Origin of the sequence: Pseudomonas sp. MEJ086 (assembly GCF_030209025.1) — a bacterium.
In the GTDB taxonomy this organism is placed as follows: domain Bacteria; phylum Pseudomonadota; class Gammaproteobacteria; order Pseudomonadales; family Pseudomonadaceae; genus Aquipseudomonas; species Aquipseudomonas fulva_A.
The window spans coordinates 170,835-195,388 of sequence record NZ_JARVSV010000020.1 but is presented as its reverse complement, the minus strand read 5'-3'; the positions used below and the strand labels follow the sequence as shown (position 1 = coordinate 195,388).

The window sequence follows — 24,554 nt, the reverse complement described above, 5'->3', positions numbered from 1 at the left end:
CTGAAGGGTGGCGTTATAATGTCGGCTTAAAAGATAGTGTCAATTCCTTTCAAGTAACCGGCTATTTACTATGTTCGGGTGAAGAGGGCGGTTTCGGCATGCCGCGTGGCCCGGCATATCCCCAGGCGATTATCCCGAATAATGGGAGCGCTATTATCGCGACGGCCCATATCAGCCGAGTGTTGAGGCTCTTATCGCTGCGCCACAAGTTCATGATCGCCACCAGATCGATGAAAGCGATCACGACAAATGCGCCCAGCCAGAAATATAGCGAGGGATCGTTCATGGTAGAGCTCCTGTTTGAGAGGGTGGAGGCCTGATGAGCAGGGCTCCTCGGGGCTGCGTAGCGGGTAGGCTGGCTTGCAGGCGGCTTGATGAGAGTCGTCCCCCAGCATGCGAGATCGCATTGCCATCTTTATGGATATAGCGCGATTCATTCACCGCTATATAAGGGTACGAAGTGCACCCGGATATTAAGTTCGTATGAAGGGATGGTCGGTGACAGGAATAGTGATTATATACAAGTATATAATCGCATCTTGATATCAGTCGCCTTCTCCCATGCGTGCATGATGCCTGCCGATAAGTTTGCCGTTCATGCATTTTGCACTGGCCGATTAATCAGGGCTGAAGCGAAGTCCGCGGAAACCGGGGCATTGCAGCGTCGAGAAAGTTGGCACGGGTGATGCACTTATTCATTTGCAAAGAATTGATAAGTGCGCCACTTCTGCCAATAAGGAATTCTCGATGACCGTCTCTGCCATCAACCAGTTGATCACTGCCCTGCCTGACCATCAGGTCTCCATCAAACCGCGCCCGGATGGCATGTACCTGCTGACCATCAGCAAGGACGGCGAGAATGTCTTCGTCAAGGCGGTCGACAAGCAGTCGGTGATCAGCGAGGCGGGTGTGCATGCCCTGCAGCGCGAGATACTGCGCGATCGCAAGCTGGTCAGTGGCGAGGTCAACTGGAAGGGCACGGGGGCCCATTGGGTGTCGCGCAAGCTGCCGACCTTCACTGGCGCGCCAGTGAACCCGACCGCTGCGAAGATGATGTGGTCGCGCCGCAACCTCGATAGCCTGCGACCCACCGCCTGACAGCGCGCTGGAATGGCCCCGTTGATGCGGGGCTTTTTGCATCTGCTTGATGGCTGAAGGGAGGCTGCACGATGATGTCAGTACTCGAATTGCGGCGGATCATCGAAACGGCGTTTCTACCCAAGATCTGCCGTTGCAGCGTCAGTCACGATGATTCGCTGGTGGTGCAGATCAGCGAGCCGGCGAGCGGTGAGGTACTGGTGAGGATCATCGGCGTGCCGCGCAGCAGCCTGTCGACATCCCGTGATCTGTCCCGGTTCGTCATGCAACTGCGTAAGGAGCTGCACGAACGAGATGCTGAGCAACAGGCGCGCGACGCGCGCTCAGCCGGCCGCTAGCGGCTTCAGGATTTGCCCAGCAGCCGCGACGCATCGAAGCCCATGCGCATGTTGCCCCAATGGCGGCCGTCGAAGATGAACGGCACGTCGATCTCGGTCATGATCTCGCCGGTGTCGCGCAGGTAGGTCTGTAGCAGGAAGCGCTGGGTGTTGGTCGCGGCGCGCAGGCCCACCGGGTCGGAGAACATGCGCTTGTTGCGGCACACCGGCAGGTCGACGGCGCGATTGCCGGTCGGCGCTTTCGATACCCAGCTGTTGTTAACCGGGCAGTAGCCCTTGCTGTCGACGATGAAGGTGACGATGCCGCCGGCCGTACCCTTGGTCAGCTTGTCGATCTCTTCCTGGCAGATCTGCGCGAAGCGCTCGGTGTAGCCGGTCATGTACTGCTTGGGGTCGGTGTTGGCAATCAACCGGTAGTTCTGGTCGAACAGGTTGACGCCTTCGCGCTGCAGCGCGGCCAGGCGAACCTGCAGGATGTCGCGGCACTGGCTGGCGCGGGTGATGGCAGCATCCAGCTCACCCTGGCCCAGCACGAAACGACCCAGCAAGGTCTGCACCCGCTCGGCCACCCCGGACAGATCACGGGTGGCGGTGGCGGAGCGCTGCATGCGCTCGTCGATGGCCTGGCTGTCGGCATGGATCTGCGTGACCCGCTCGTTGATGCCGGTGTTGGCATCGGCCACCTGCTGGATGTGCTCGGCGATTTCCGCGAGCTTGCCGTTGGTGGATTCGAAGTCGACGATCATGCTTTCGAAATGGCCAGTGGCGCGTTCGACCACCACCTGGGTTTCCCGGGCACTGGTGCTGATCAGTGCGGTCTGCTCGTGGGTCGAACCCACTTCCTTGAGCATGGCGTCGATGTTCTGCGAGATGTCGCCAGTGGCGCGGCTGACGTTTTGCGCCAGGGTGCGTACCTCGTCGGCCACCACGGCGAAACCACGGCCGCTTTCTCCGGCGCGGGCGGCTTCGATGGCCGCGTTGAGGGCCAGCAGGTTGGTCTGCGAGGAGATCTGCTGGATCAGCCCGACGATGGACTTGATGTTCGACGAGCGCTCGTTGAGGGCGGAAACCAGGGTGCCGAATTCGTTGAGGCTATTGGAGATGGCGCCGATGTTGCCGGTCACCTCCAGCAGTTCGGCGTAGGAGTCGCGGGCCATGCTGAGGTTCTGTGCGGTGGTGCCGGAGATCGCCTGGGTCTGTTGCGACACTTCTTCGATGCGGCCGACGGCGCTGTTGCTCTCGCTCATCACTTCATTGGCGAAGCGCGCCTGGTGGGTGGCGCTCTCGCTGGAATCGCTGATGTTCTTCAGCGAGCGGGCGGACTCCACGGCGATCTGCACGGTGAGTGCCTGCACGTTGCTGATGATCTCGCGTTGCTTGGCCAGAAAGCGGTTGCAGGTGCTGGCCAGGGTACGGATTTCATCGTGGGTCAGCAGGGGCAGATCGCGGGACAGGTCACCTTCGCCGTTGGCGATCTCTTCCAGGGCGCGGGTCATGTTGTCGACCGGGCGCACGATCAGGTGGCGGAAGTACCAGACCATGAAGCTGACCATGCCCAGGGTGAACAGCGCACTGAGCAACAGTGCGTTGCCCAGGGTATCGAGCTTGGCTTCGACGCGGCTCAGCAAGGCGGCATCGATCTGCGCGGCATGCAGTTGCTGAAGGATGTCGGCACGCAGGCTGATGGCCACCCAGAACAGCAGGCCACTGACCACCACCAGCAGAAAAAGGCTGGACAGCTTCTTGGTCAAGGTATCGAAAAAGTGCATCTCGATCGAATCGTACAGCGACTTCAACGACTGCATGCCGCAGCTCCTGGCTAAGAAATATCCTTGGGTTTCCTTTTATTCGACCGGCAGCGCGGAAGCTTTAATGGCCAGCGCAGCTTTCGGCGACGTTACGCGCTTAATCCAAGGGAATTGTCCGCGTGAAGGGCGCGCAGTTTAGTGCCCCAACTCAGGCAGTTAAAGTGCCACCATCGACGATTGTAGCTGCTGATTGGCGATTGCATTGCAAGGGTGGGCCGGGGCGCGTAGCCGACGCTTGCCTGCGCGGCCCGACCCATCCACCAATCGCCAAACGCAGTGGTGGATGAAAAGAGCGTCATCCACCCTACATACAGGTGACGCGTCACCAACCGGTAGCCGTAGCGGTGGATGAAGACAGCGTCAGCGACGCGCTCCGGTTCATCCTAAATCGCCGTGACGGCGTCGGGTGGGTTAGCGGCGCTGGCCGATCTCCACTTCCTGGGCGGTCCAGCCGGCGACCCGGTCGCTGAGCGACAGGCCGAGACCCGGGCGGGTCGGGACCAGCATGCGTCCGTCGCGGGTTTCCAGGCGCTCGTTGAACAGCGGCTCCAGCCATTCGAAGTGCTCGACCCAGGGCTCGGTGGGGTAGGTCGCGGCAAGGTGCACGTGCAGCTCCATGGCGAAATGCGGGGCCAGCATCAAGCCCGCCTGTTCGGCCATCGAGGCGATTTTCAGGAATGGGCTGATACCGCCAACTCGAGGCGCGTCCGGCATCAGGTAGTCGGCGCCACGGGTCTTGATGAACTCGGCGTGCTCGGCGACGCTGGTGAGCATCTCTCCGGTGGCGATCGGCGTATCGAAAGCCGCCGCCAGGGCCGCGTGGCCTTCGGCGTCATAGCAGTCCAGCGGCTCTTCGATCCACACCAGGTTGTAGGCTTCGAACTGGCGACACATGCGTTGGGCGGTCGGGCGATCCCATTGCTGGTTGGCGTCGACCATCAGCGGGAAGTCGTCGCCCAGGTGGCGGCGTACGGTGCTGACGCGCTCGATATCGATGGCCGAGTTGGGTTGGCCGACCTTGAGCTTGATGCCACCGATGCCTTTTTCACGGCTCAGGTCGGTGTTCTTCATCAACTGGTCGAGGGGCGTGTGCAGGAAGCCGCCGGAGGTGTTGTAGCAGCGCACCGAGTCGCGCTGAGCGCCCAGCAGGCGTGCCAGAGACAGGCCGGCACGCTTGGCCTTCATGTCCCACAGGGCGACGTCGAAGGCCCCGATGGCCTGGGTCGACAGACCGCTGCGGCCGACCGAGGCGCCGGCCCAGCACAGCTTGGTCCAGAGTTTCTGGATGTCACTGGGGTTTTCGCCGATCAGTGCCGGGGCGATTTCTTGGGCATGGGCGAACTGGCCGGGGCCGCCCGCGCGTTTCGAATAACTGAAGCCAAGGCCGCGATGGCCATCCTTGCTTTCGATCTCCACGAACAGCATGGCGATCTCGGTCATCGGCTTTTGTCGGCCGGTCAGCACCTTGGCGTCGCTGATCGGGTTGGCCAGGGGCAGGAACACCGAAGCGATACGAATCCAGGCGATCTGATCCTGGTCTGCACAGCCTTGGGAAAGGGGTTGTTCGCTCACGTTGATTACCTCGCTTGACGTTTTTGTTGGTGCCGCCAGGTGCTTCAAATCACTGACGTGAATCCGGACGTTAAGCTGATTAGGTAATCATTCAAGGGAATGGGCAGAGCTTCAGGGCTGCTTCAAGGCGAAAGCAGCCGTTCGTAGTCGGGGGCCAATTGGTGGGCTGAAGCGGATCGCCGCCCGGCCCACCCTACGGTTAGATGCGCGGCTGTAGGGTGGGCTTTAGCCCACCAAATCGAAGGTCCGCTTTCGCCACTAAACAGCCAAAGCCGAGTGAATTAGGGGCTGGATATGTGAGTCGACTCTCACGCACTTTGCCGTTCAACAATGCTAAAGCCGGTATCGATGCGTACCTTCACCGGCTCTTCATGGGGGTGATCGAGGCGTTGCACCAGCGCGCGGGCGGCCTGCACGCCGATGTCCGCGCCGTTGATGCACACGGTGGATAGGGCGGGGTGCAGGTGCGCGGCGCTGCTCAGATCACCAAAGCCCATCACGGCCAGATCCTGCGGCACGCGAATGCCCCGTTCGGTGGCTTCCTCGAGTATGCCGTGGGCCAGGGTATCGGAACTGCACACCACCACATCGGGGCGCTCGCCACCGGCCAGCAGGCGCTGCAGGCCTTCGCGCCCGAGGTTCACCGTGGCCGGCGGCGGCAACACCACGCGAGGCACCTCGGCAATGCCCTGGCTCGCCAGTTCGCCGATCAGGCTTTCGCAGCGGCGGTGGCCGCGGGGGTCATCCAGGGTCACCACGGCGAAACGTCGATAGCCCTTGCCCGTCAGGTAGCGCGCGGTGGCCACTCCGACCGCCTCGTGGGAGAAACCCACCAGCATGTCCAGCGGCCGCGGCGCGAGATCCCAGGACTCGACGATGGGAATACCCGAACGCGACAGGCGCGTGCGGCTGGCCTTGGTGTGCAGGGTGCCGGTCAGTACGATGCCATCGGGACGGCGCCGCAGGATGGCGTCGAGCAACTGCTCTTCGCGTTCGGCGCTGTAGTTGGTCAGGCCGATCAGCGTCTCGTGGCCGGCTTCGGTGAGGGTGTCGATCAGTGCCTGCACCGTGTCCGAGAAGATCGAGTTGGCAACCGTGGGCACCAGCAGGGAAATCAGCCGGCTGCGCTGTTCGGCCACGCCAGTGAGCATGGCCGGCACGTAGCCGGTCTTGTGCACGGCTCGAAAGACCTTTTCGCGCAGTTCGGGGCGGACGATCTCCGGCTGGTTGAGCGTACGCGACACGGTGATCGGCGAAACCCCGGCGACCTTGGCCACATCCGCCAGCGTCGGCGGCTTGCCGGGGGCGCTAGAAGAGCGCCTGCCGGTCGCTCGATCATCGTCTCGCTGCATCCTGTGTTTCCTGGCCAACCCGAGTCGGGCGATGTTATCCCAGCAGGCGATGCCTTGGTGCACGGATCGCGGCAACTGCATGGCGATGATTGACGGCTCGACGCTTGGATGGTCAGATGCGCGCCAGTTTCAGGTGTCCCATGCCGCCGTGCATGGGGTGAAACGGGAAGCCGGTTCGTCATGAACATGATCAGTCCGGCGCTGCCCCCGCAACGGTATGCGAGCGAAGCATTCGAATGACCACTGTGCCACGGCATGGGAAGGTGAATGCTTCATGACCCTCGCGAGCCCGGAGACCGGCCCGAAACTTCAGTTTGGCAAACCCGCGGTGGGCGGGCGCAGGCCGGTTTCCGTGGGCTTCGTACGCCTGCGATTCCCTATGCGTTGTTCCCTCCGGGATTCATTCATTCCTGTTTCGAGTGGAACGACATGTCCCGATCTTCTCTGTTCTATGCCCTGTCGGGCAAATCCCTGCGCGTGGGCCTGGTGCCCTGCGTGCTGTTCGCCATGCCCGTGCAGGCCGCCGAGTCGGACGAGCCCTTGGCCTTGCCGTCGACGGCGATCACCGGCACAGCCGACGAGTCGTCGCAGCCGCCTGATCTGCACACGCCAACCACCTCCGGTTCGCGCCTGGGGCTCACCCCACTGAAAACGCCGGCAAGCACCAGCAGCCTCAGCGGTACGCAAGTGCGTGGCCGCAATAACCTCACCGTACAGGATGCCGTGACCCGCACACCGGGCATCACCACGATCGGTACGCCCGGCAACGGTGGCACCGCGCTGTCGGCTCGCGGTTTTTCCGGGCATGCCTCGACCATGCAGCTGTACGACGGTACCCGCCAGTACATCGGCGCTGGCACCGTGACTTTTCCGGTCGATACCTGGTCGGTGGAGCGTCTCGACGTGCTGCGTGGCCCGGCTTCGGTGCTCTATGGCGAGGGCGCGACCGGTGCGGTGATCAACGTCATCCCGAAGAAGCCCTTCACGGGTGAGGTCCGCAATCAACTGCGCTTGGGGTATGGCAGCGATGATCGTCGCCAGGCTGCGCTGGACAGCGGTGGCTCGCTGAACGACGCCTTGAGTTACCGCTTCACCCTCAACCAGCAGGCCAGCAACGGCTGGGTCGACCGTGGCGATTCCGAGAGCCTGGCGCTCAGCGCGGCGTTGCGCTGGGACGCCAGTGACGACCTGAGCTTCACCCTGTCCCACGATCATGCCGATCAGCAGCCGATGCGCTACCTGGGCACGCCGCTGGTCGATGGCCGTTTTCGCGAGGGCCTGCGTGAGCGCAACTACAACGTCGGGGACGCCGATATTCAGTACCACGACCAGATCACCCGTCTGGTCACCGACTGGCAGATCAGCGACACCCTCAGTGCCAGCAACCAGCTCTACTACATCAAGACCCAGCGCTACTGGCGCAATGCCGAGGCCTATCGCTGGCAACCGGGTGATCTGGTCGAGCGTGGCGACTTCTGGCGCATCAAGCACACTCAGGAACAGGTGGGTGATCGCCAGAGCTTCACCCTCGACCATCCGCTGTTCGGGCTCGACAGCCGCAGCGTCGTGGGTGTCGATTACAACCGCATCCGTTTCGCCCGCCATCACGATTTCGACAACAGCCTTGGCGATGTCGTGCCGCTGGCACAGTCCGGCGGCGGCTCGTATCTGAGCGATGATCGCTACCGGCCGCGGGAGCTCAACCAGGCCAGGCAGTTCTCGCTGTTCGCCGAGAACCGTACCCAGCTCACCGAGCGCCTGTCTCTGGTCACCGGTGTGCGCCGTGATCAGGTGCATATCGATCGCACCGCGTTAGACGATGACTCGCGTGTCGATCGCAGCTTGAGCGGCGATAACTGGCGCGCCGGGCTGGTCTTCGAACTGACCCCGGAACTGTCGCTCTATGGGCAGTACGCCACCAGCACCGAGGGCGTGAGCAACCTGCTCACGCTGAGCCCGGCCCAGCAGCAGTTCGACCTGAGCGAGGCGCGCCAGACCGAGTTCGGCCTCAAGCACGCATTCTGGGAGGGACGTGGCGAGTGGACACTGGCCGCCTATCACATCGTCAAGGAGAAGCTGCTCAGCCGTGCCACGCCAGCGGCACCGACCGAGCAGATCGGTCAGCAATCTTCCGATGGTCTGGAAGCCACGCTGGAGCTGGCGCTGGGGCAGGGCTGGCAGGTCTCTGCCAACGCCGCGCTGGTGCGTGCCGAGTACGACGACTTCACCGAAGCCGGTGGTGACCGCAGTGGCAATCGCCCGACCGATGTGCCGCGCCGTACCGCCAACCTCTGGTTGAGCAAGGCGTTGAACGAACAGGTGGAGGCCGGTATCGGCGCCCGCTATGTCGATACGCGCTATGCCGATACGGCCAATACCGTGGAGATTCCTGGGTATACCGTGGTAGATGCCAACGTCGCCTGGCAGGTATTGCCGGAGGTACGCCTGGGGCTGGAGTTGAACAACCTGTTCGACCGCCAGTACGCCACCACCAGCAGCAGTGATGGCGAACAATGGTACCTGGGCCAACCGCGTTCGTTCTTCGTTACCGCTGACTACAGCTTCTAAACGCTGGCGCACCGGGCCATCCCGGTGCGCCCACAAGAAGGAGTCTGGCATGTCGACGCTACGTATCGAAAAGCTGTCATGGGCCGTCGAGAGTCGGCGCGCTGCGCCACGCTGGCTGTTGCAGGACATCGATCTGCATATCGGCGAGGGCGAGTTCGTCGGCCTCATCGGCCCCAATGGCAGTGGCAAAACCAGCCTGTTGCGCTGCGCCTACCGCTCCAGCGAGCCGGCGAGCGGCAGCCTGCATCTCGACGGTGAGAACCTCTGGCGGCAGAGCCCGCGCTGGAGTGCGCAACGCATTGCCGTGGTGCTGCAGGAGTTTCCCCAGGAGTTCGGCCTCAGCGTCACCGATGTGGTCGCCATGGGGCGCACGCCGCACCAGGGGCTGTTCGCCGGCGACAGCGCCGAGGACACCGCACTGGTAGCCCAGGCACTGCAGCAGGTCGGCCTGAGTGCGCAGGCGAGTGAAGCATTCGCCACCCTCTCCGGCGGCGAGAAGCAACGGGTGCTGCTGGCCCGGGCGCTGGTCCAGCAGCCCGGCCTGCTGATTCTCGACGAGCCCACCAACCACCTCGACCCGCGTTATCAGCTGGAGCTGCTGCAGCACCTGCGCAGCCTTGGCCTGAGCACCCTGGCCAGCTTTCATGACCTGAACCTGGCGGCGGCTTTCTGCGACCGCCTCTATGTCGTGGCCGCTGGCCGCCTGGTCGCCAGTGGCACACCCAGCGAGGTGCTGAGCGCCGAGCTGTTGCAGCGCGTATTCGCCGTGCAGGCGCTGGTCGACAGCCATCCGCTGCATGCCTACCCACGGATCACCTGGATTACCCAATGAACATCTTCAGACACCTTTGCGGCCTGTCGCTGGCGCTGCTCGCACTGCCGGCTGTAGCCAGCGACTATCCACTCACGGTACGCAGCTGTGACCGTGACGTGACCTTCGAGCAGGCGCCGCAGCGCGTGGTCAGCCACGACATCAACATGACCAGCATGCTGATCACCCTCGGCCTGCGCGAACGGATGGTCGGCTATACCGGCATCAGCGGTTGGAAAACCCTGGACCCGGCCTTCAAGGATTCGCTTGGCGATGTGCCCGAACTGGCCAGCCGCTATCCCTCCGTGGAAACCTTGCTGGAGGCCGACGCGGATCTGTTCTTCGCCGGCTGGAACTACGGCATGCGAGTCGGTGGTGCGGTCACCCCAACGACCCTGCAGCCATTCGGCATCGCGGTCTATGAACTCAGCGAATCCTGTTCCTGGGTGATGAAACAGCAGGGCGCCAGCCTCGATGACCTGTACCGCGACCTGCTCAACCTTGGACGGATCTTTTCGGTGCAGCCACGGGCCGAGGCACTGGTCGGGCAACTGCGCGAGCGCATCGAAGCGGTACGCTCCAGCGTCAGGCAGGACGGCACGGCTCCACGAGTGTTTCTCTACGACAGCGGCGAAGACCGTCCGACCACGTCCGGGCGCATGGGCATGCCCCAGGCACTGATCGAAACGGCAGGCGGGCACAACGTAATGGACGATGTCACGGCCAGCTGGACTCAGGTGAACTGGGAGAGCGTGGTGGAGCGCGACCCCGAAGTGATCGTGATCGTCGACTACGGCCCGCGTTCCTGGCAGCAGAAGCGTGACTTCCTGCTCGGCAACCCGGCATTGCAGGCGGTGACGGCGATCCGCGAGCAGCGTTTCGTGGTGCTCTCCTACCTGGAGGTCACGCCATCGGTGGAGAATGCCACGGCCATCGAGAAACTCGCCGCCGCTCTGCATCCGCAGTCGGAGAGCCGCTGATGCCGATCCGCAGTGCAGCGGCCTATCGAACGCTGGTCATCGGCCTGTGCGTTGCCCTGGCGTTTTCCTGTGTGATGGCATTGGGCTTCGGCCCGGCAGCGGTGCCGCTGGCCACCGTCTGGGGGATCCTCGGCAAGCAGCTGGGCCTGGAGCTGGGCGCCGAATGGAGCCGTAGCCAGGAGCCCATCGTCTGGCTGATCCGGGCGCCGCGGGTGCTGCTCGGTGCGCTGGTCGGCGCCGGGCTGGCGCTGGTTGGCACTGCGCTGCAGGCGGTGACCCGCAACCCGCTGGCCGACCCGCATCTGCTCGGTGTCAGTTCCGGCGCAGCGCTTGGCGCGGTGCTGGTGGTGCTTTACCTGGGGGAGTTCCTCGGTGTGTTCAGCCTGCCGCTGGCCGCGTTCATCGGTGCGGCGGGCAGCATGTTGCTGGTCTTGGCGGTGGCACGGCGCAGTGGTCGCCTGGAAAGCGATCGGCTGCTGCTGGCCGGCGTGGCGGTGTCCTTCGTGCTGATGGCGCTGGTCAATCTGCTGCTGTACACCGGCGACCACCATGCCGCGGCGTCGGTGGTGTTCTGGATGCTCGGCGGTCTGGGCGCCGCGCGCTGGGAGGTGATCTGGCTACCGGCGATCTGCGTGGCCCTCGGTTGCGCGGCGTTGCTGGTGCTGTCGCGCGGGTTGAATGCATTGATGAGCGGCGAGCAGACCGCCGTGAGCCTGGGCTTCAGCGGCAAGCGGCTGCGCCTGCAGGTGTTCGTCTGCACCTCGCTGCTGACCGGCGTGCTGGTGTCGCTGTCCGGTGCCATCGGTTTCGTCGGCCTCATGGTGCCGCACGTGGCCCGTGCGCTGGTCGGCGCCGAGCATCGTCGGCTGATCCCGGTCAGTGGCTTGCTGGGGGCGTTGTTCCTGGTCTGGGTAGACGTTGCCGCGCGCACGCTGATCGCCCCGGAAGACCTGCCCATCGGTATCGCCACGGCGGCACTGGGCGGGTTGTTCTTCATCGTGCTGCTCAAGCGCCGGCATTGAGCGCGCTAAGTGGGCCAGCCAACCCCGCTTATCCTCATGCATGAACTTAAGGGCGAGGGGGCTTCTCGGTATCTATCTGGATACTTACCTCACGCCCCGGAGTTCACCATGCGCGCATTGACCTATCACGGCAGCAACGACGTCCGCGTCGACAACGTGGCGGACCCCGTCATTCAAGAGCCGGATGACATCATCCTGCGTGTCACCGCCACGGCCATCTGCGGATCGGATCTGCACCTGTATCGCGGCAAGATTCCTCAGGTGAAGCATGGCGACGTATTCGGCCACGAGTTCATGGGCATCGTCGAGGAGGTCGGCAGTGCGGTGACGGCGGTGAGCAAGGGCGACCGGGTGGTGGTGCCCTTCGTAATCGCCTGCGGCAGTTGCTTCTTCTGCGACATGAACCTGCAGGCCGCCTGCGAAACCACCAATACCGGGCGTGGCGCGATCATCAACAAGAAGCAGATTCCCTCGGGTGCTGCGCTGTTCGGTTTCAGCCACCTGTATGGCGGCATCCCCGGAGGGCAGGCCGAGCTGGTGCGGGTGCCGAAAGCCAATGCCGGGCCGTTCAAGATCCCCGACGAGCTCGATGACGAGCGCGTGCTGTTCCTCTCCGACATCCTGCCCACTGGCTACCAGGCGGTGATCAATGCCGGTATCGGCGAAGGCAGCAGCGTGGCCATCTATGGGGCCGGGCCGGTTGGTCTGATGGCTGCTGCGTGTGCGCGGATGCTCGGCGCCAAGCAGATCTTCATGGTCGATCATCACGCTTATCGTCTGGCCTACGCGCAGTCGACCTATGGCGTGATCCCGATCAATTTCGACAAGATCGACGATCCGGCCGAGGCCATCATCGAGCAGACCGAGGGGTACCGCGGTGTCGACGCGGCGATCGATGCGGTCGGTTTCGAAGCCAAGGGCAGCACCACCGAAACCCTGCTGACCCAGCTCAAGCTGGAAGGCAGCAGCGGCAAGGCGTTGCGCCAATGCATCGCCGCCGTACGGCGCGGCGGCACGGTTAGCGTGCCGGGCGTATATGCCGGCTTCATCCATGGCTTCCTGTTCGGCGACGCGTTCGACAAGGGGCTGACCTTCAAGATGGGCCAGACCCATGTTCACAGCCTGCTGCCGGATCTGCTGGAGCGTATTCAGAGTGGCGCGCTGAACCCGGAGATCATCATCAGCCATCGCCTGAACCTGTCCGACGCGGCCGAGGGCTATCGGCTGTTCGACAAGAAGGACGAGGACTGCCGCAAGGTCATTCTTCGCCCGTAGGCGGGTATCGAGGGGAGGGTGCAAGGCGCGTCGCCTTCGACGCGATACACGGGTGACCATCGCATGTGCCGTGTGATGGTCACCCGTCGCCGCGGGGCTCCTATCAGGAGTAGCGAAATAGCCACTGCCAGGTCAGATGTCCAGCGACACCGACAGATTCAAGCCATGTTGCAGCTCGTCATCGGCGTGGCGGTAGCTGTAACTGCCGCGCAGTGACAGACCGTCGCCGAGGCGCTGGCTGACACCGAAGTGGCCGCGCAGGCTGCGGTCATCCGGGCGATGGCCGGGCAGTTCGAAGCCGATCCCCGGCAGGCTGTTCAGCGACATGCGCAGCTCGGCGGGGTCATCCTCGTATTCGCGCTCCACTGCCAGCTCGCCGAACACCCGGGTCTGCGGGCTCAGGTCGTAAAGCCCTTGCAGACCAGCACCCAGGCGCCTGGACTTGCGCGTCTGGTCGTCGAAGCTCAGCGCAGTGGAGCGCTGGCTTTTCTCGCTGTACCCGTCCACATCGATATGCACGTAGTCGGCGCTGATGAAGGGGCTCAGGTGCCACTGGCTGCCCGGCTGGGCGATGTCGTAACCGAAGCGGCCGCTGACGGCCCAGAGCGTACCATCGGTGTCGCCCTTCTCCGAGTTGGTGGCCGGGCCGGCAGCGAACTTGCGTTTCAGGTCGTCGTATTCCAGGCGTCCGGCGCTGGCCGAGAGGTCGCCCCACCAGCGATCGTGCTGGTATTGAGCGAACGCCGTGCCGATGTAGCTGCGCAGGTTGTAATCGGAATCCGCTGCGCCAGCCTCGAGATTCTGTTCATGCAGCCCGGCCGCCAGGCCGACGCGCCAGGCGTCATCGAGGCGATAGCTGCCGCCGAAGTTGAGGCTGTAGCCATTGCCATCGGCATTGCCACCCTCGCGGTCATATTCCAGCCGTTGGCCACCGCCATTGACGAAAGCGCGCCACTGACCGACCGCCTGCCAGGCGTCCCAATCCGCCAGCCATTGGGCGCGTAGCTGATCCTGATGGCCACGCAGGGTACCCAGGGCCATTTCCGGCAACAGGGTGACTTCCCAGGGGGCGGCCAGCAACGAGTAGGCGTAGTCGGCGATCAGGCGCTGGCCGGCAATCGTCGGGTGAACCCCGTCGTTGAACAGCAGTTTCGTCGGGTCCGGTGTGCTGCCATTGAGCCCGAAGATCGGGTTGGGGTTGCTGCAACCCGCGAAGCAGGTGCCAATTACCGTGGCGCGATCGGCGACCAGGCCGTAGCGGCCAGGGTCATTGACCACTTCGGAGAGGTAGAGCGGCATGTTCAACGGAATCACATTGGCGTCCAGCGTCGCCAATTGACTGACCAGCTCGGTGTTGAAGGCTGCGCCCAATGCGCTGACCTGCCCCTGCAGCGGGCTGCCGAAAAAGTTCGGCGTCAAGCCGAGGTCCGGCAGCACCCACACCATGATGTAGCGCGCACCCGCCTGTTGCAGCGCCTCGGCGCTATCCACCAGACGCCCCGCTGCGGCCTGGGCGCTGGGCCCACTGACGACCTGGCCCTGCAGGAAGTCGTTGCCGCCGCCCGTCAGGTAGTACAAGGCGTTGGGGGCGGCTCGGCCGCCGGTGGACTGCAGATAGCCGCCGGGCCCGGTGATGGCATTGAGGATCTGATCGGTTCGAAAACCGCCGACCGCCCAGTTGTTGCCGCCGTCCACGGTGTTCGCCGAGCCCAGACCGGGGCCCGACAACCCGAGTGCATTGCCCAGCAGCATGGGCGATACCTCTCCGAATGCTTCGCCGCTGCCATTCTGGTAAGTCGGGCCGGTGCGATTGGTGAAGCGAGTGGTGGCACCGGCGGGACCATTGGCATCGGCAAACCACCCGGCATCGCTGAGGCTGTCACCAAAGACATAGAGGGCGCTATACGGCGCGGCGGAGAGGGAAGATGCGCTGGCCAGCAGGCAGGCCGCCGCCAGTGGCGTGAGTAAGCGTTTCATGGCAAGTCCTTTTATTATTGGAGTGAACCGCTCGACAAATGTAGCCAGTGTTCGATGGAAAGCACAGCCTGATCGAGAGGCCGCACTTTAGGTGCCGTCGACTGCCTTACGGACCCATTGGTCGTGCCATCGACGCCATGCGCCATAGCGACAGCTTCCTGACGACGGTAGGCGAGTGAGTCTGCCAACTGACCACTCGTCCTCATTCTCGAACCGATACCCGAGGGCCCGGCTCCCACCTTTGATGAGCCACGGTCGATCCGAGCAGGATCAGCCGCTTTTTCAATGCGCAATGATGTCGTGGTAACCGCTGTGTCCAGAATCATCTCCTCCGTAGGTCCGACTCCTGAAGCCGAAGCCACCGACGTATCCGATTCCCTGATGTTCGGCACGCCCAAGGAGCGTCTGGACTTCTACCGTCGGGAAATTCAGTACGAAACCAACCTGCTGGCCGATCGAACCAACGCCTACCTGGCTGCCCAGTCGTTTCTGGTCATCGCCTATGCCTCGTCCATGGCCAATGCGAATCCGTCCTGGGGCGACCTGTTCACTCTGGTAGTGCCGGCCCTGCTGGCACTCCTCGGGATCATCAGCTCGCTGAACGCCTGGCCGGGCATCAAGGCGTCATCGGCGATCATCGGCCACTGGCACTTCAAGCAGGAACAACTCCTGCGCAGCGAGCCGAAGTTCGGTCATGCCTACGACGAGTCGCCGTTGTTCAGCGAGCACGAGTCCAGTGACGAGCGTTACTACAAATCCCTGAGGTTCTCGCTGCGGTCACCCTGGCTGTTCACCATCTTCTGGATGGTCCTGGGGCTGTTCTCGCTGTGGCTGCAACTGTCGTCCACCGCCAAGCTTTAGAGGTTCGCAGCTCCCGGTAACATTCATTTGCCTGCACGCCCTGGCTGGCTTGCGGTCATTAGGTCGAGGAACGCGTTCGGGCTCGCCGTACGCGGATAATGGAGGAGGGCAGCGCAGCGTGAATCGTACCTGGGTCGCCAGTGCCGTCGCCATCGTGCTGCTGCTCGCCGCGTTGCCGCTGTCCTATCAGCTGTGGCCAGCCCGTACCCCGGTAGCGGCGGCGGTCGGCGAGGGCGCTCGGGTTGGCGGGCCTTTCCAGTTGCAGGATCAGCATGGCCAGGCCGTCAGTGAACGGACGTTCAGTGGCCAGTGGCTGCTGGTGTTCTTTGGTTTCACCCGCTGTGCCGATATCTGCCCGACCACCCTGGTACACATGGCCAGGGTGCTCGATGGTCTGGGCGAGCAGGCCAGCCAGGTTCAGCCGCTGTTCATCAGCCTGGATCCCGAGCGCGACACGCCGGAGGTGCTGGCGGCCTATACCGCGTTCTTCGATGAACGCATCCTCGGCCTGACCGGCAGTGCCGAACAGATCCGCCGGGTCGCCGATGCCTACAGTGTGTACGTCGAGAAGGTACCGATGGGCGATACCTACATGCTCGATCACACCGGCTCGATTTACCTGATGGCACCGGATGGAGCGTTCGCCGAGCTGTTCTCCCCGCGAATGACAGCCGAGGCGATGGTGCAGGAAATCTCCAGCGCCATCGGCCAGCGTTAAATGACCGCCACCCTGCGTGAGCAAGAGAACAGGCGGGCGCGCAACTGGCCGCTGTTGCTCGGTTTCGTGGTGCTCGCCGCCTGCTGGCTGGGGCCGCTGCCCGCCATGAGCCGCACGGCCTTCTCCGCCCATATGCTGCTGCACCTCGGGGTGGTGGCGCTCGCCGCACCGCTGCTGGCCATTGGGCTGGCGCGCTCGGGGCTGCGTGTGGACAGCCTTCGCCCTGTCGGCGTCTGGACCTTTCTGGTGTTCTTCGCCGAGATGCTGGTGGTGTGGGGCTGGCATGCACCGTTGCTGCATGAAGCGGCGGCCATCAATGTCTGGGCGTTCGTCGCCCAGCAGGCGAGCTTCCTGGCCGTGGGGGTGGGTGTGTGGTCGATGGGGTTCGCCAGCCAGTCGCGGCGCGGGGTGGCCGCGGCGATGTTCGGCTTCTTTCTGACCTTCGCGCACATGACCATGCTCGGCGTGATGCTGATCATGGCGCCCAAGCTGATCTATCCCGCCGAGCTCTGCCTGGGCGCGTTCGGCTTCGCGCAACTGGACGATCAGCGCTTCGGCGGCATCCTGATGGCTGCCTGGAGTGGTGTGGTGTATCTGGGCGGCGCCGTGGCGTTGGGGGCACGCCTGCTGAGCACTGCGGGCGGGGAGAGTGACGCGCGCCCCTCGGGTTGAACGCAGAGCACCGCCAGGCATGCACTGGCGGTGCTGCGTAGCGGCGTGATTACAGCTTGAAGTTGCCCACCAGATCATCCAGTTGCCGGGACAGGCTCTGCAGGTTGCCGCTGGCAGTGTTGAGCTGGTCGGCGATCACCGTGGTTTCCTGAGTGAACTGGTTGATCTGCTCGACGTTGCGATTGATCTCTTCGACCACGCAGGACTGCTCCTCGGTGGCGGTGGCGACCTGAATGTTCTGATCGCTGATCTGGCTGATGTGGCCGTTGATCTGCGCCAGCGCTTCAGATGCCTTGGCGGCGTATTCGACCACCCGCTCGCTCTGCTGACGCCCCTTGGCCATGGCCTCTACAGCCGAGCGGGATTCGCTCTGCAGGCGGTCGATGACCTTCTGGATCTCTTCGGTCGAGGCGCCCGAGCGGCTGGCCAGGGTACGCACCTCATCGGCCACCACCGCGAAGCCGCGGCCCTGCTCACCAGCGCGGGCAGCCTCGATGGCGGCATTGAGGGCCAGCAGGTTGGTCTGCTCGGAGATGCTGCGAATGGTGCCCAGGGTAGAGCTGATCGCGTCGATCTGCCCGGCCAGCGCGCCAATGACCTTGGATGCCTGCTCCAGTTCGCCGCTGAGCGCATCGATCTGTCGGTTGGCCTGGTCCACCACTTCACGACCGCCATTGGCATGCTCGGTCGCCTCGCGGGCCACCTTGGCGGCATTCTCGGCGTTACCGGCGATTTCGTTGACCGTCGAGCCCAGTTCGTGGATGGCGGTGGCCACCTGCACCGTACGGTCGCTCTGCGCGGTGCAGTTGCTTTGCGTCAGTTGGGCGCGTTCGGCGACTTCGCGGGCCATGCCCGACAGCTCCCGCGAGTTGCCGGCCAGTTGCTGCATGATGCCGTGCACCCTGGCCAGAAAGCGGTTGAAGCTCTGCGCGATGTCGCTCAGCTCATCGCTGCCGCTCAGTTCGATGCGTGCGTTCAGCGCCAGGTTGTCGGCGGCGTTGCCCAGGCTGGTCTGCAGAATGGATACGCGGCGGCGCAGGTTGGCGACGATCAGCCAGGAGGCGATGAACGACACCAGCAGGCCGAGCACGATGATCGTCAGCTGCTGCACGCGGCCTTGCTCATAGTTGTCGGTACTGCGCTGGTTCTGCTGTTCGGCTTGTTGCAGCAGGGTGTCGAGCAGTTCGTTGGCGCCCTGGCGCATCACCCCGTAGCTCTTCGCGTACTGATCACGGTAGATCTGCTGCGCCCTGGCCATGTCGCCGCCGTCCAGGGCCTGCAGCATGGGCGTGAGCTCACCGCTGACCATGGCCTCGAACTGGTCGAGCAAGCGCTGCGCCTGGGCCTTGCGCTCCGGGTTGACTTGCGCCTCGACGGCGTTGCGCATGGCCGTGCGCATGCCGGGGATGTCCTCGTTGAGGGCTTCCTGCACACGGGTCTTGACCCCTCGCTCGTCACGCAGGGCGGTGTCCTGCAGCAGCATCATGTCGATACCCACGCGCATGCGCGGAATCCGCGAGGCGGCTTCGGCCATCGCGCGCATGGGGGCTGAGGTATTGAGATAGAGCGCGCTGGCCTCCTTCTGCATGTTGGACATGCTGTTGAGGCTGGTCACGGCGACCAGAATCAGCGCGATGCAGGGGATGGCCACTGCGATGATCAGGCGGGTCTTGAGTGTCAGTGTGTCGAGGCGCATGGGTGATGTTCCATGTCATTGGAGTGGCGTCAGTATACGGGCACGAATGATTTCATGCTGCCATGACATGCATACCGTTCGGCGGGCCGCCGAACGCCCGCAATGGCCCTGCCAGAGCCTGTCGCCACTGCCCTGGCGGCCTTGCTCGAAAAGGAATGCGAAGCGATTCTCAGTGCGTCGGACAATGATGTCATTCTGGGTCTATTTACCCCTTCTTTATGGGGATGATTTGCTCGTACTATGCGTGGCGCAAAACTATCTCCAACTATCCCGAACCCCTCCTGTCACTGTCTAACAGCGGTCAGTTCGGTATCGATCCGTATTCGTTCAGGAGTTAATGGCACATGGCAGCACTGCAGCTCGGCACCATCGAGGCGATCAAGAACAATCAGGCACAACTGCTCGATGAGTGGATCAGGGGCCTGGAGGCGAGCGGTTCGACTCGCAACCTCAAGGAGCAGGATCTGCAGCAGCAGACCGCGGAGTTTCTGCAACTGACCATCGCCGGGCTGGAGAGCGGCGGTGCTGCCAACATCGCGGTCGCCAGCTGGGAAGACGTGCGCCAGTTCCTCGAACGCCTGTCGTCCAGCCGCGCGCTGCTGGGCCATGACTCCCACCAGGCCGCCAGTTTCATCTTCGCCCTGAAGGGCCCGCTGTTCGCCTTGCTGCAGCGCCAGTACCGTGACCAGCCCGAAGAACTGGCTCAGCAGCAGTGGGAAGTCTCCGAGCTGTTCGACAATCTGGGCCTGCATACCATCCGCACGTTCCAGAAATCCCGCGAATCGGTGATCAAGCGTCAGCAGGAAGAGTTGCTGGAACTGTCCACGCCGGTGGTCAAACTGTGGGATGGCGTCCTGGCGCTGCCGATGATCGGCACCCTGGACTCGCAACGCACGCAGGTGGTGATGGAGTCGCTGCTGCAGCGGATCGTCGATACCGGTTCGGAAATCGCCATCATCGACATCACCGGCGTGCCGACCGTAGACACCCTGGTCGCCCAGCACCTGCTCAAGACCGTGACCGCCATTCGCCTGATGGGCGCCGACTGCATCATCAGTGGCGTGCGCCCGCAGATCGCGCAGACCATCGTGCACCTGGGCCTCGACCTGCAAGGCGTGGTGACCAAAGCCAACCTGGCCGACGCCCTGAAGCTGGCCCTGAGCCGTCTTGGCGTCACCCTCAGCAAAGCGGTCTGAAGCCATGGAACGCATTCCGATTTTGCGGATGGGCGAGTTCCTGCTGGTGACCATTCAGGTCGACATGCATGACCAGCTCGCGCTGACCCTGCAGGACGATCTTTCCGAGCTGATCAGCAAGACCTCGGCCCGCGGTGTGTTGATCGACATCTCCGCGCTGGACATGGTCGATTCGTTCATCGGCCGGATGATCGGCACCATCTCCGGGCTGTCGAAGATCATGGACGCCGAGACCATGCTGGTCGGCATGCAGCCCGCCGTGGCGATCACCCTGGTGGAACTGGGCATGACCCTGCCGGGCGTCAGCACCGCATTGAACGTCGATCGCGGGATGAAGCTGCTGCGGGAACGAGTAGCTCGGCAATGATCGTACGCAGCAGCGGTACCCAACCGATCAACATCGAGCAGGACGTGGTCCTGGCGCGCCAGACCACACGCAAGCTGGCCACCGAGTGCGGCATGCGGCTGATCGATCTGACCAAGCTGGTCACGGCGGTCAGCGAGCTGGCGCGCAACACCATGGTCTATGGCGGCGGCGGTGACATGGACTGGCAGGTGCTCGAAGACAGCGCGCGTATCGGGCTGCGCCTGACCTTTCGCGACGAAGGCCCCGGCATTCCCGACCTCAAGCTCGCCATGACCGATGGCTGGACGTCCGGCAATGGCCTGGGGCTCGGCCTGACGGGCGCCAAGCGTCTGGTCGACGAATTCGAGCTGGACACCGCACCCGGTGAAGGCACACGAATCACGATCACCCGATGGACATGACGATCAGCGGCAGCATGACCCTGGTGCTGCCCATCGACGACAGCAGCCAGGTCGGTCATGCCCGGCGTACCGCCCAGAAACTGGCCGAGCAGCAGGGCTTCGACGACACCGATGCGGGCCGTGTCGCCCTGGTGACCACCGAACTGGCAAGCAACCTGCTCAAGCATGCCGGGCGTGGTGAGTTGCACCTGCGGGTCGTGCCACGCCCCAGCGGCGCTGGCATCGAGGTGCTTGCCGTGGATCGCGCCCAGGGGTTCGATCTGAATGCCTGCCTGGCCGACGGTTATTCCACCGGCGGTACCCAGGGCATCGGGCTGGGCGCGGTGTCGCGGCAGGCCGAGGTGTTCGACGTGTACGCCGATGCCCGCGGTGCGGTGTTGCTCGCACGCGTTTACGCACGCACGGACAAACAGCCGGACTGGCGCTTCGGGATCAGCCAGCATTCGCTGCACGACGACCCGGCCTGCGGTGATGTCTGGTACCTCGCAGCCCAGGGCCGCACCTTCAGCGCGCTGGTAATCGACGGGCTTGGCCATGGCGAGGAAGCCGAGCGCGCCGCGCAGGCAGGCGAGCGCGCCTTCGCTCTGAGCCCGTTCAGTGAGCCGGTCATGTTGCTCGAGGAGCTGCACCGCGCCATGAACGGCACCCGCGGTGGCGCGGTGGCCATCGCCCAGGCACGGCTCGACAACGGTACCCTGCGCTTCGTCGGGGTCGGCAATATCAGCGCCGCGTTGATCAACGCCGAGAAGTCCCGCGGCCTGGCATCGCATCCGGGCATCGTCGGTGGCCAATACCGCAAGGCGCAGCCTTTCGACTACGACGAGGTCAATGGCCAGCTGCTGATTCTGCACAGTGACGGCCTGCAGTCGCGCTGGAGTTTGAAGGACTACCCCGGCCTGGTGCACTGCCATCCGGCGGTGATCGCCGCCGTGCTGCACCGAGATTTCTGCCGTGGCCGTGACGATGTCACGGTCGTGGTCATTGCCCTGGAGCCCGCTCATGGTTGAGCCAACTGACCTGACCCATGCCGAGCAGGCCGCACTGATCGCCCGTCTGCAAGGTGAAAGTGCGGCGCTGCGCGAAGAACTCGATGAAACCAACCAGGGCGTCCTCGCCCTGTATGCCGAACTCGACAATCAGGCCGACGAGTTGCGCCAGGCATCGGACCTGAAGAGCCGCTTCCTGTCCTACATGAGCCATGAGTTCCGTACGCCGCTGGGCTCGATCCTGAGCATCACCAGCCTGCTGACCGATGAACTCGATGGCCCGCTAAGCGCCGAGCAGCATCGCCAGGTAGCCTTCGTCAGCACGGCGGCACGCGAGCTCAGCGACATGGTCGATGACCTGCTCGACCTGGCCAAGATCGAGGCCGGGCGCATCAGCATCTCGCCGGCCTGGTTCGACATGCTGGACCTGTTCTCGGCCTTGCGCGGCATGTTCCGGCCAATCGTCGACGCCAGCGCCGTGGACCTGATTTTCGAGGAGCCGGTGGGCTTGCCGCGGCTGTACACCGATGACAAGAAGCTTGCGCAGATCCTGCGTAACTTCATCGCCAACTCACTGAAGTTCACCACCCGTGGTGAAGTGCGGGTGTCCGCCCGCCTGGAAGGTACCGATCGGGTGCGTTTCGCGGTCAGCGACACCGGCATTGGCATCGCCCCCGAGCTGCACGGCGCGCTGTTCGAGGACTTTTCCCAGGTCGACTCGCCGCTGCAGAAACGTCTGCGCGGCACCGGCCTGGGGCTCTCCCTGTGCAAGCGCTTTGCGGCGTTGCTGGGAGGCGAGGTCGGGGTGGAAAGCGAGCCGGGCGTCGGGTCGGTGTTCTTCGTGAGCATTCCCCTGGCGATCGCAGCGGAGTCTGTCGATGAAGCCTGATACCCGCCTGCTGATCGTCGATGACAACGTCGCCACCCGCTATGCCCTGCGCCGGCGCCTGGAGAAGCACGGGTATCAGGTGCTGGAGGCCGGCACGGGCACCGACGGGCTGGCGCTGATTCGTGGCGAGTCGCCGGATGCGCTGATCCTCGACGTCAACCTGCCGGACATGAGCGGCTTCGATATCGTCCGCATCCTGCGTGCCGAGCCGGGTACGGCGCTGCTGCCGGTGATCCACGTCTCGGCGGCGTCGATCCAGACGGGCGACATCATTACCGGTCTGGAGGCCGGGGCCGACGCCTATCTGGTGCATCCGGTCGATCCCGACGTGCTGCTGGCGACCCTGCGCACTCTGCTGCGGGTACGCGATACCGAACATGCGTTGCGGGAAAGCGAGGCACGTTTTCGGGAGATTTTCGTCAACGTTTCAGCGCCGATTGCCGTCCTCGATTCGGACCTCAAGGTGCATGAGTGCAACCACGCCTTCGCTCAGCTGATTCAGGACGAGCCGGATACCCAACTGCTCAGCCAGTGTTTTGCCGATGGCCAGGCTTCGCTGCTCGACGAGCTGCGCCTGCGTCTCAAGGCTGGCGAGCGCTGGAAGGGCTCGCTGAACATGCAGGTGCAGGGCGAAACCCGGGAAACCGAGTGGCAGGTGTCGCCTTACCGCACCCCGGAACTGAGCCTGGTGTTCGTCGAAGACGTTACCGAGCACCGTCGCCGCGAACGTCTGCACCTGGCACAACTGGACGACGCCACCAGCAGGCTGGCCCGCGAAGTCGCCGAGCGCGCCCGCACCGAAGCGCAGTTGCTGCAAGTGCAGAAGATGGAGGCCCTGGGCAACCTCACTGGTGGTATTGCCCATGACTTCAACAACATGCTCACCGGCATCATCACCAGCCTGGAGCTGATTCAGAAACGGGTCGCCGAGCAGCGCCTCGACCGCGTGCAGCTGTATACCGAGGCTGCGCTGAATTCGGCGATGAGCGCTGCTGCGCTGACCCATCGGTTGCTGGCGTTCGCCCGCAAGCAGCCGCTCGACAATCGCGCCGTCGACGTCAACGAGCGTGTGCGTTCGCTGGAAGAGCTGCTGGTGCGTACCATCGGCGAGCAGATCACCCTGACCCTGGAACTGACCGGCAAGCCGGCCATCGCCCTGGTCGACCCCAGTCAGCTGGAAAACGCCGTGCTCAACCTGGTGATCAACGCCCGGGATGCACTGCCCAATGGCGGCAATATCTGGGTCAATACCTACACCGCTCACTCCAGTGGCGACCCGAACCTGGCCGATGGCGTGTACGTGGCGCTGTCGGTGCGCGACGACGGCAGCGGTATCGACCATGCCCTGATCGACAAGGTGTTCGATCCCTTCTTCACCACCAAACCGGTAGGCCAAGGCACCGGGCTGGGGCTGTCGACCATCTATGGTTTCACCCGCCAGTCTGGCGGCAACGCGAGCATTCGCAGCGCCACCCGGCGAGGTACCGAAGTCACCATCATGCTGCCGGCCAGCAGCGAGCCGGTGGTCATCGAGAGCGATGCCGAACAGGTCGAGCATCGCGGCGCTGGCGAGCGGGTACTGGTTGTCGAGGATGTGGCCACGGTACGGGCCTTCGTCTGCGAAGTGCTGGAGGAGGCGGGTTATCGCTGTACTCAAGCCGAAGACGTGGAGACTGCGTTGGCCCATCTGCAGAGCGGCGCAGTGATCGACCTGCTGCTGACCGATGTCGGCCTGCCGCGCATGAACGGTCGTGAGCTGGCCGAGGCGGGGCGCAAGCTGCGTCCCGATCTGCCGATCCTGTTCATGACCGGTTATGCCGAGAACGCCATCAACCGCCAGGTGTTCCTCGACAGCGGCATGGAACTGCTGACCAAGCCGTTCAAGATGAACGAGCTGCTCGACAAGGTGCGTCGCTCGCTGCCTGAAGGCTGAGGCTCGGCCGGGGTGGCGTTGGTCTCGTCTGTCC

General features: G+C 63.8%; 22 protein-coding genes, 1 pseudogene and 1 riboswitch. Of the genes and pseudogenes, 16 read left to right on the top strand and 7 right to left on the bottom strand.

The window, feature by feature from the left end:
* Positions 1-61: 61 nt before the first annotated feature.
* Positions 62-286, bottom strand: coding sequence for a PLD nuclease N-terminal domain-containing protein (locus QRN22_RS13490; RefSeq protein WP_082045704.1), 225 nt, complete (start codon positions 284-286; stop codon positions 62-64).
* Positions 287-747: 461 nt separating this feature from the next.
* On the opposite strand from QRN22_RS13490, the gene QRN22_RS13485 reads away from it, so the two are divergent.
* Together QRN22_RS13485 and QRN22_RS13480 are read left to right on the top strand one after the other, a co-directional pair.
* Complete coding sequence (locus tag QRN22_RS13485) at positions 748-1,098, top strand: hypothetical protein (RefSeq protein ID WP_042552179.1); 351 nt, start codon at positions 748-750, stop codon at positions 1,096-1,098.
* 71 nt (positions 1,099-1,169) lie between these two features.
* The gene (locus QRN22_RS13480; protein WP_042552180.1) at positions 1,170-1,436 is read left to right on the top strand and encodes a DUF1652 domain-containing protein; all 267 of its coding nucleotides are present in this window, start codon (positions 1,170-1,172) and stop codon (positions 1,434-1,436) included.
* Between the two features lie 5 nt (positions 1,437-1,441).
* Here the strand turns inward: QRN22_RS13480 and QRN22_RS13475 are convergent, their stop codons facing one another.
* The 3 genes from QRN22_RS13475 to QRN22_RS13465 all read right to left on the bottom strand — a co-directional run bounded on the left by QRN22_RS13475 (position 1,442) and on the right by QRN22_RS13465 (position 6,168).
* Positions 1,442-3,241 (bottom strand): methyl-accepting chemotaxis protein, encoded by a 1,800-nt coding sequence (locus QRN22_RS13475; protein WP_042552181.1) that lies wholly within the window; start codon positions 3,239-3,241, stop codon positions 1,442-1,444.
* A gap of 414 nt (positions 3,242-3,655) precedes the next feature.
* Complete coding sequence (locus QRN22_RS13470) at positions 3,656-4,816, bottom strand: L-talarate/galactarate dehydratase (RefSeq protein WP_042552182.1); 1,161 nt, start codon at positions 4,814-4,816, stop codon at positions 3,656-3,658.
* A gap of 308 nt (positions 4,817-5,124) precedes the next feature.
* Positions 5,125-6,168, bottom strand: coding sequence for a LacI family DNA-binding transcriptional regulator (locus QRN22_RS13465; protein ID WP_042552183.1), 1,044 nt, complete (start codon positions 6,166-6,168; stop codon positions 5,125-5,127).
* A gap of 114 nt (positions 6,169-6,282) precedes the next feature.
* Positions 6,283-6,487: riboswitch (cobalamin riboswitch) on the top strand.
* 110 nt (positions 6,488-6,597) lie between these two features.
* Here QRN22_RS13465 and QRN22_RS13460 point away from each other — a divergent pair.
* From QRN22_RS13460 to QRN22_RS13440, 5 genes are all read left to right on the top strand, one after another.
* Positions 6,598-8,736, top strand: coding sequence for a TonB-dependent receptor (locus QRN22_RS13460; RefSeq protein ID WP_197076948.1), 2,139 nt, complete (start codon positions 6,598-6,600; stop codon positions 8,734-8,736).
* Positions 8,737-8,785: 49 nt separating this feature from the next.
* The gene (locus QRN22_RS13455; RefSeq protein ID WP_042552184.1) at positions 8,786-9,568 is read left to right on the top strand and encodes an ABC transporter ATP-binding protein; all 783 of its coding nucleotides are present in this window, start codon (positions 8,786-8,788) and stop codon (positions 9,566-9,568) included.
* On the top strand, positions 9,565-10,527 hold the full coding sequence (locus tag QRN22_RS13450) for an ABC transporter substrate-binding protein (protein WP_156152643.1): 963 nt from the start codon (positions 9,565-9,567) through the stop codon (positions 10,525-10,527). The genes QRN22_RS13455 and QRN22_RS13450 overlap by 4 nt, the downstream gene beginning before the upstream one ends.
* Positions 10,527-11,549 (top strand): FecCD family ABC transporter permease, encoded by a 1,023-nt coding sequence (locus tag QRN22_RS13445; protein ID WP_042552186.1) that lies wholly within the window; start codon positions 10,527-10,529, stop codon positions 11,547-11,549. Before QRN22_RS13450 ends, QRN22_RS13445 begins: the two co-directional genes overlap by 1 nt.
* Positions 11,550-11,657: 108 nt before the next feature.
* On the top strand, positions 11,658-12,824 hold the full coding sequence (locus QRN22_RS13440) for a zinc-dependent alcohol dehydrogenase (RefSeq protein ID WP_042552187.1): 1,167 nt from the start codon (positions 11,658-11,660) through the stop codon (positions 12,822-12,824).
* 132 nt (positions 12,825-12,956) lie between these two features.
* On the opposite strand, the gene estP is transcribed toward QRN22_RS13440, so the two are convergent.
* Positions 12,957-14,801: an esterase EstP gene (gene estP, locus QRN22_RS13435; protein WP_042552188.1), complete on the bottom strand. Its 1,845-nt coding sequence runs from the start codon at positions 14,799-14,801 to the stop codon at positions 12,957-12,959.
* A gap of 312 nt (positions 14,802-15,113) precedes the next feature.
* Here estP and QRN22_RS13430 point away from each other — a divergent pair, with 312 nt between their 5' ends.
* The 3 genes from QRN22_RS13430 (at position 15,114) to QRN22_RS13420 (ending at position 17,052) form a co-directional block, all read left to right on the top strand.
* On the top strand, positions 15,114-15,662 hold the full coding sequence (locus tag QRN22_RS13430; RefSeq protein ID WP_156152644.1) for a RipA family octameric membrane protein: 549 nt from the start codon (positions 15,114-15,116) through the stop codon (positions 15,660-15,662).
* A gap of 118 nt (positions 15,663-15,780) precedes the next feature.
* Positions 15,781-16,380 (top strand): SCO family protein, encoded by a 600-nt coding sequence (locus QRN22_RS13425; protein WP_042552190.1) that lies wholly within the window; start codon positions 15,781-15,783, stop codon positions 16,378-16,380.
* Complete coding sequence (locus QRN22_RS13420) at positions 16,381-17,052, top strand: cytochrome c oxidase assembly protein (protein ID WP_042552191.1); 672 nt, start codon at positions 16,381-16,383, stop codon at positions 17,050-17,052.
* 49 nt (positions 17,053-17,101) lie between these two features.
* Here the strand turns inward: QRN22_RS13420 and QRN22_RS26635 are convergent, their stop codons facing one another.
* Positions 17,102-17,902 carry a methyl-accepting chemotaxis protein gene (locus QRN22_RS26635; RefSeq protein WP_413694639.1) on the bottom strand — a complete coding sequence of 267 codons (801 nt, stop codon included), beginning with the start codon at positions 17,900-17,902 and terminating at the stop codon, positions 17,102-17,104.
* A gap of 57 nt (positions 17,903-17,959) precedes the next feature.
* A pseudogene (locus tag QRN22_RS26630) lies at positions 17,960-18,748 on the bottom strand (MCP four helix bundle domain-containing protein); the annotation flags it as partial.
* Between the two features lie 344 nt (positions 18,749-19,092).
* Between QRN22_RS26630 and QRN22_RS13410 the strand changes: the two are divergent.
* The 6 genes from QRN22_RS13410 to QRN22_RS13385 are packed head-to-tail and all read left to right on the top strand — an operon-like array spanning position 19,093 to position 24,520.
* Positions 19,093-19,944 (top strand): STAS domain-containing protein, encoded by an 852-nt coding sequence (locus tag QRN22_RS13410; RefSeq protein ID WP_042552193.1) that lies wholly within the window; start codon positions 19,093-19,095, stop codon positions 19,942-19,944.
* Positions 19,945-19,948: 4 nt separating this feature from the next.
* Entirely contained in the window at positions 19,949-20,311 is a 363-nt protein-coding gene (locus tag QRN22_RS13405) for an STAS domain-containing protein (RefSeq protein WP_042552194.1), read from the top strand.
* Entirely contained in the window at positions 20,308-20,712 is a 405-nt protein-coding gene (locus tag QRN22_RS13400) for an anti-sigma regulatory factor (RefSeq protein ID WP_042552195.1), read from the top strand. Before QRN22_RS13405 ends, QRN22_RS13400 begins: the two co-directional genes overlap by 4 nt.
* A complete protein-coding gene (locus tag QRN22_RS13395; RefSeq protein ID WP_042552245.1) occupies positions 20,709-21,719 on the top strand; it encodes an ATP-binding protein in 1,011 nt (336 codons plus the stop codon). The genes QRN22_RS13400 and QRN22_RS13395 overlap by 4 nt, the downstream gene beginning before the upstream one ends.
* Positions 21,712-22,587, top strand: coding sequence for a sensor histidine kinase (locus QRN22_RS13390; protein ID WP_042552196.1), 876 nt, complete (start codon positions 21,712-21,714; stop codon positions 22,585-22,587). Before QRN22_RS13395 ends, QRN22_RS13390 begins: the two co-directional genes overlap by 8 nt.
* Entirely contained in the window at positions 22,577-24,520 is a 1,944-nt protein-coding gene (locus tag QRN22_RS13385; protein WP_042552197.1) for a PAS domain-containing hybrid sensor histidine kinase/response regulator, read from the top strand. The genes QRN22_RS13390 and QRN22_RS13385 overlap by 11 nt, the downstream gene beginning before the upstream one ends.
* The last annotated feature ends 34 nt before the right edge of the window (positions 24,521-24,554 follow it).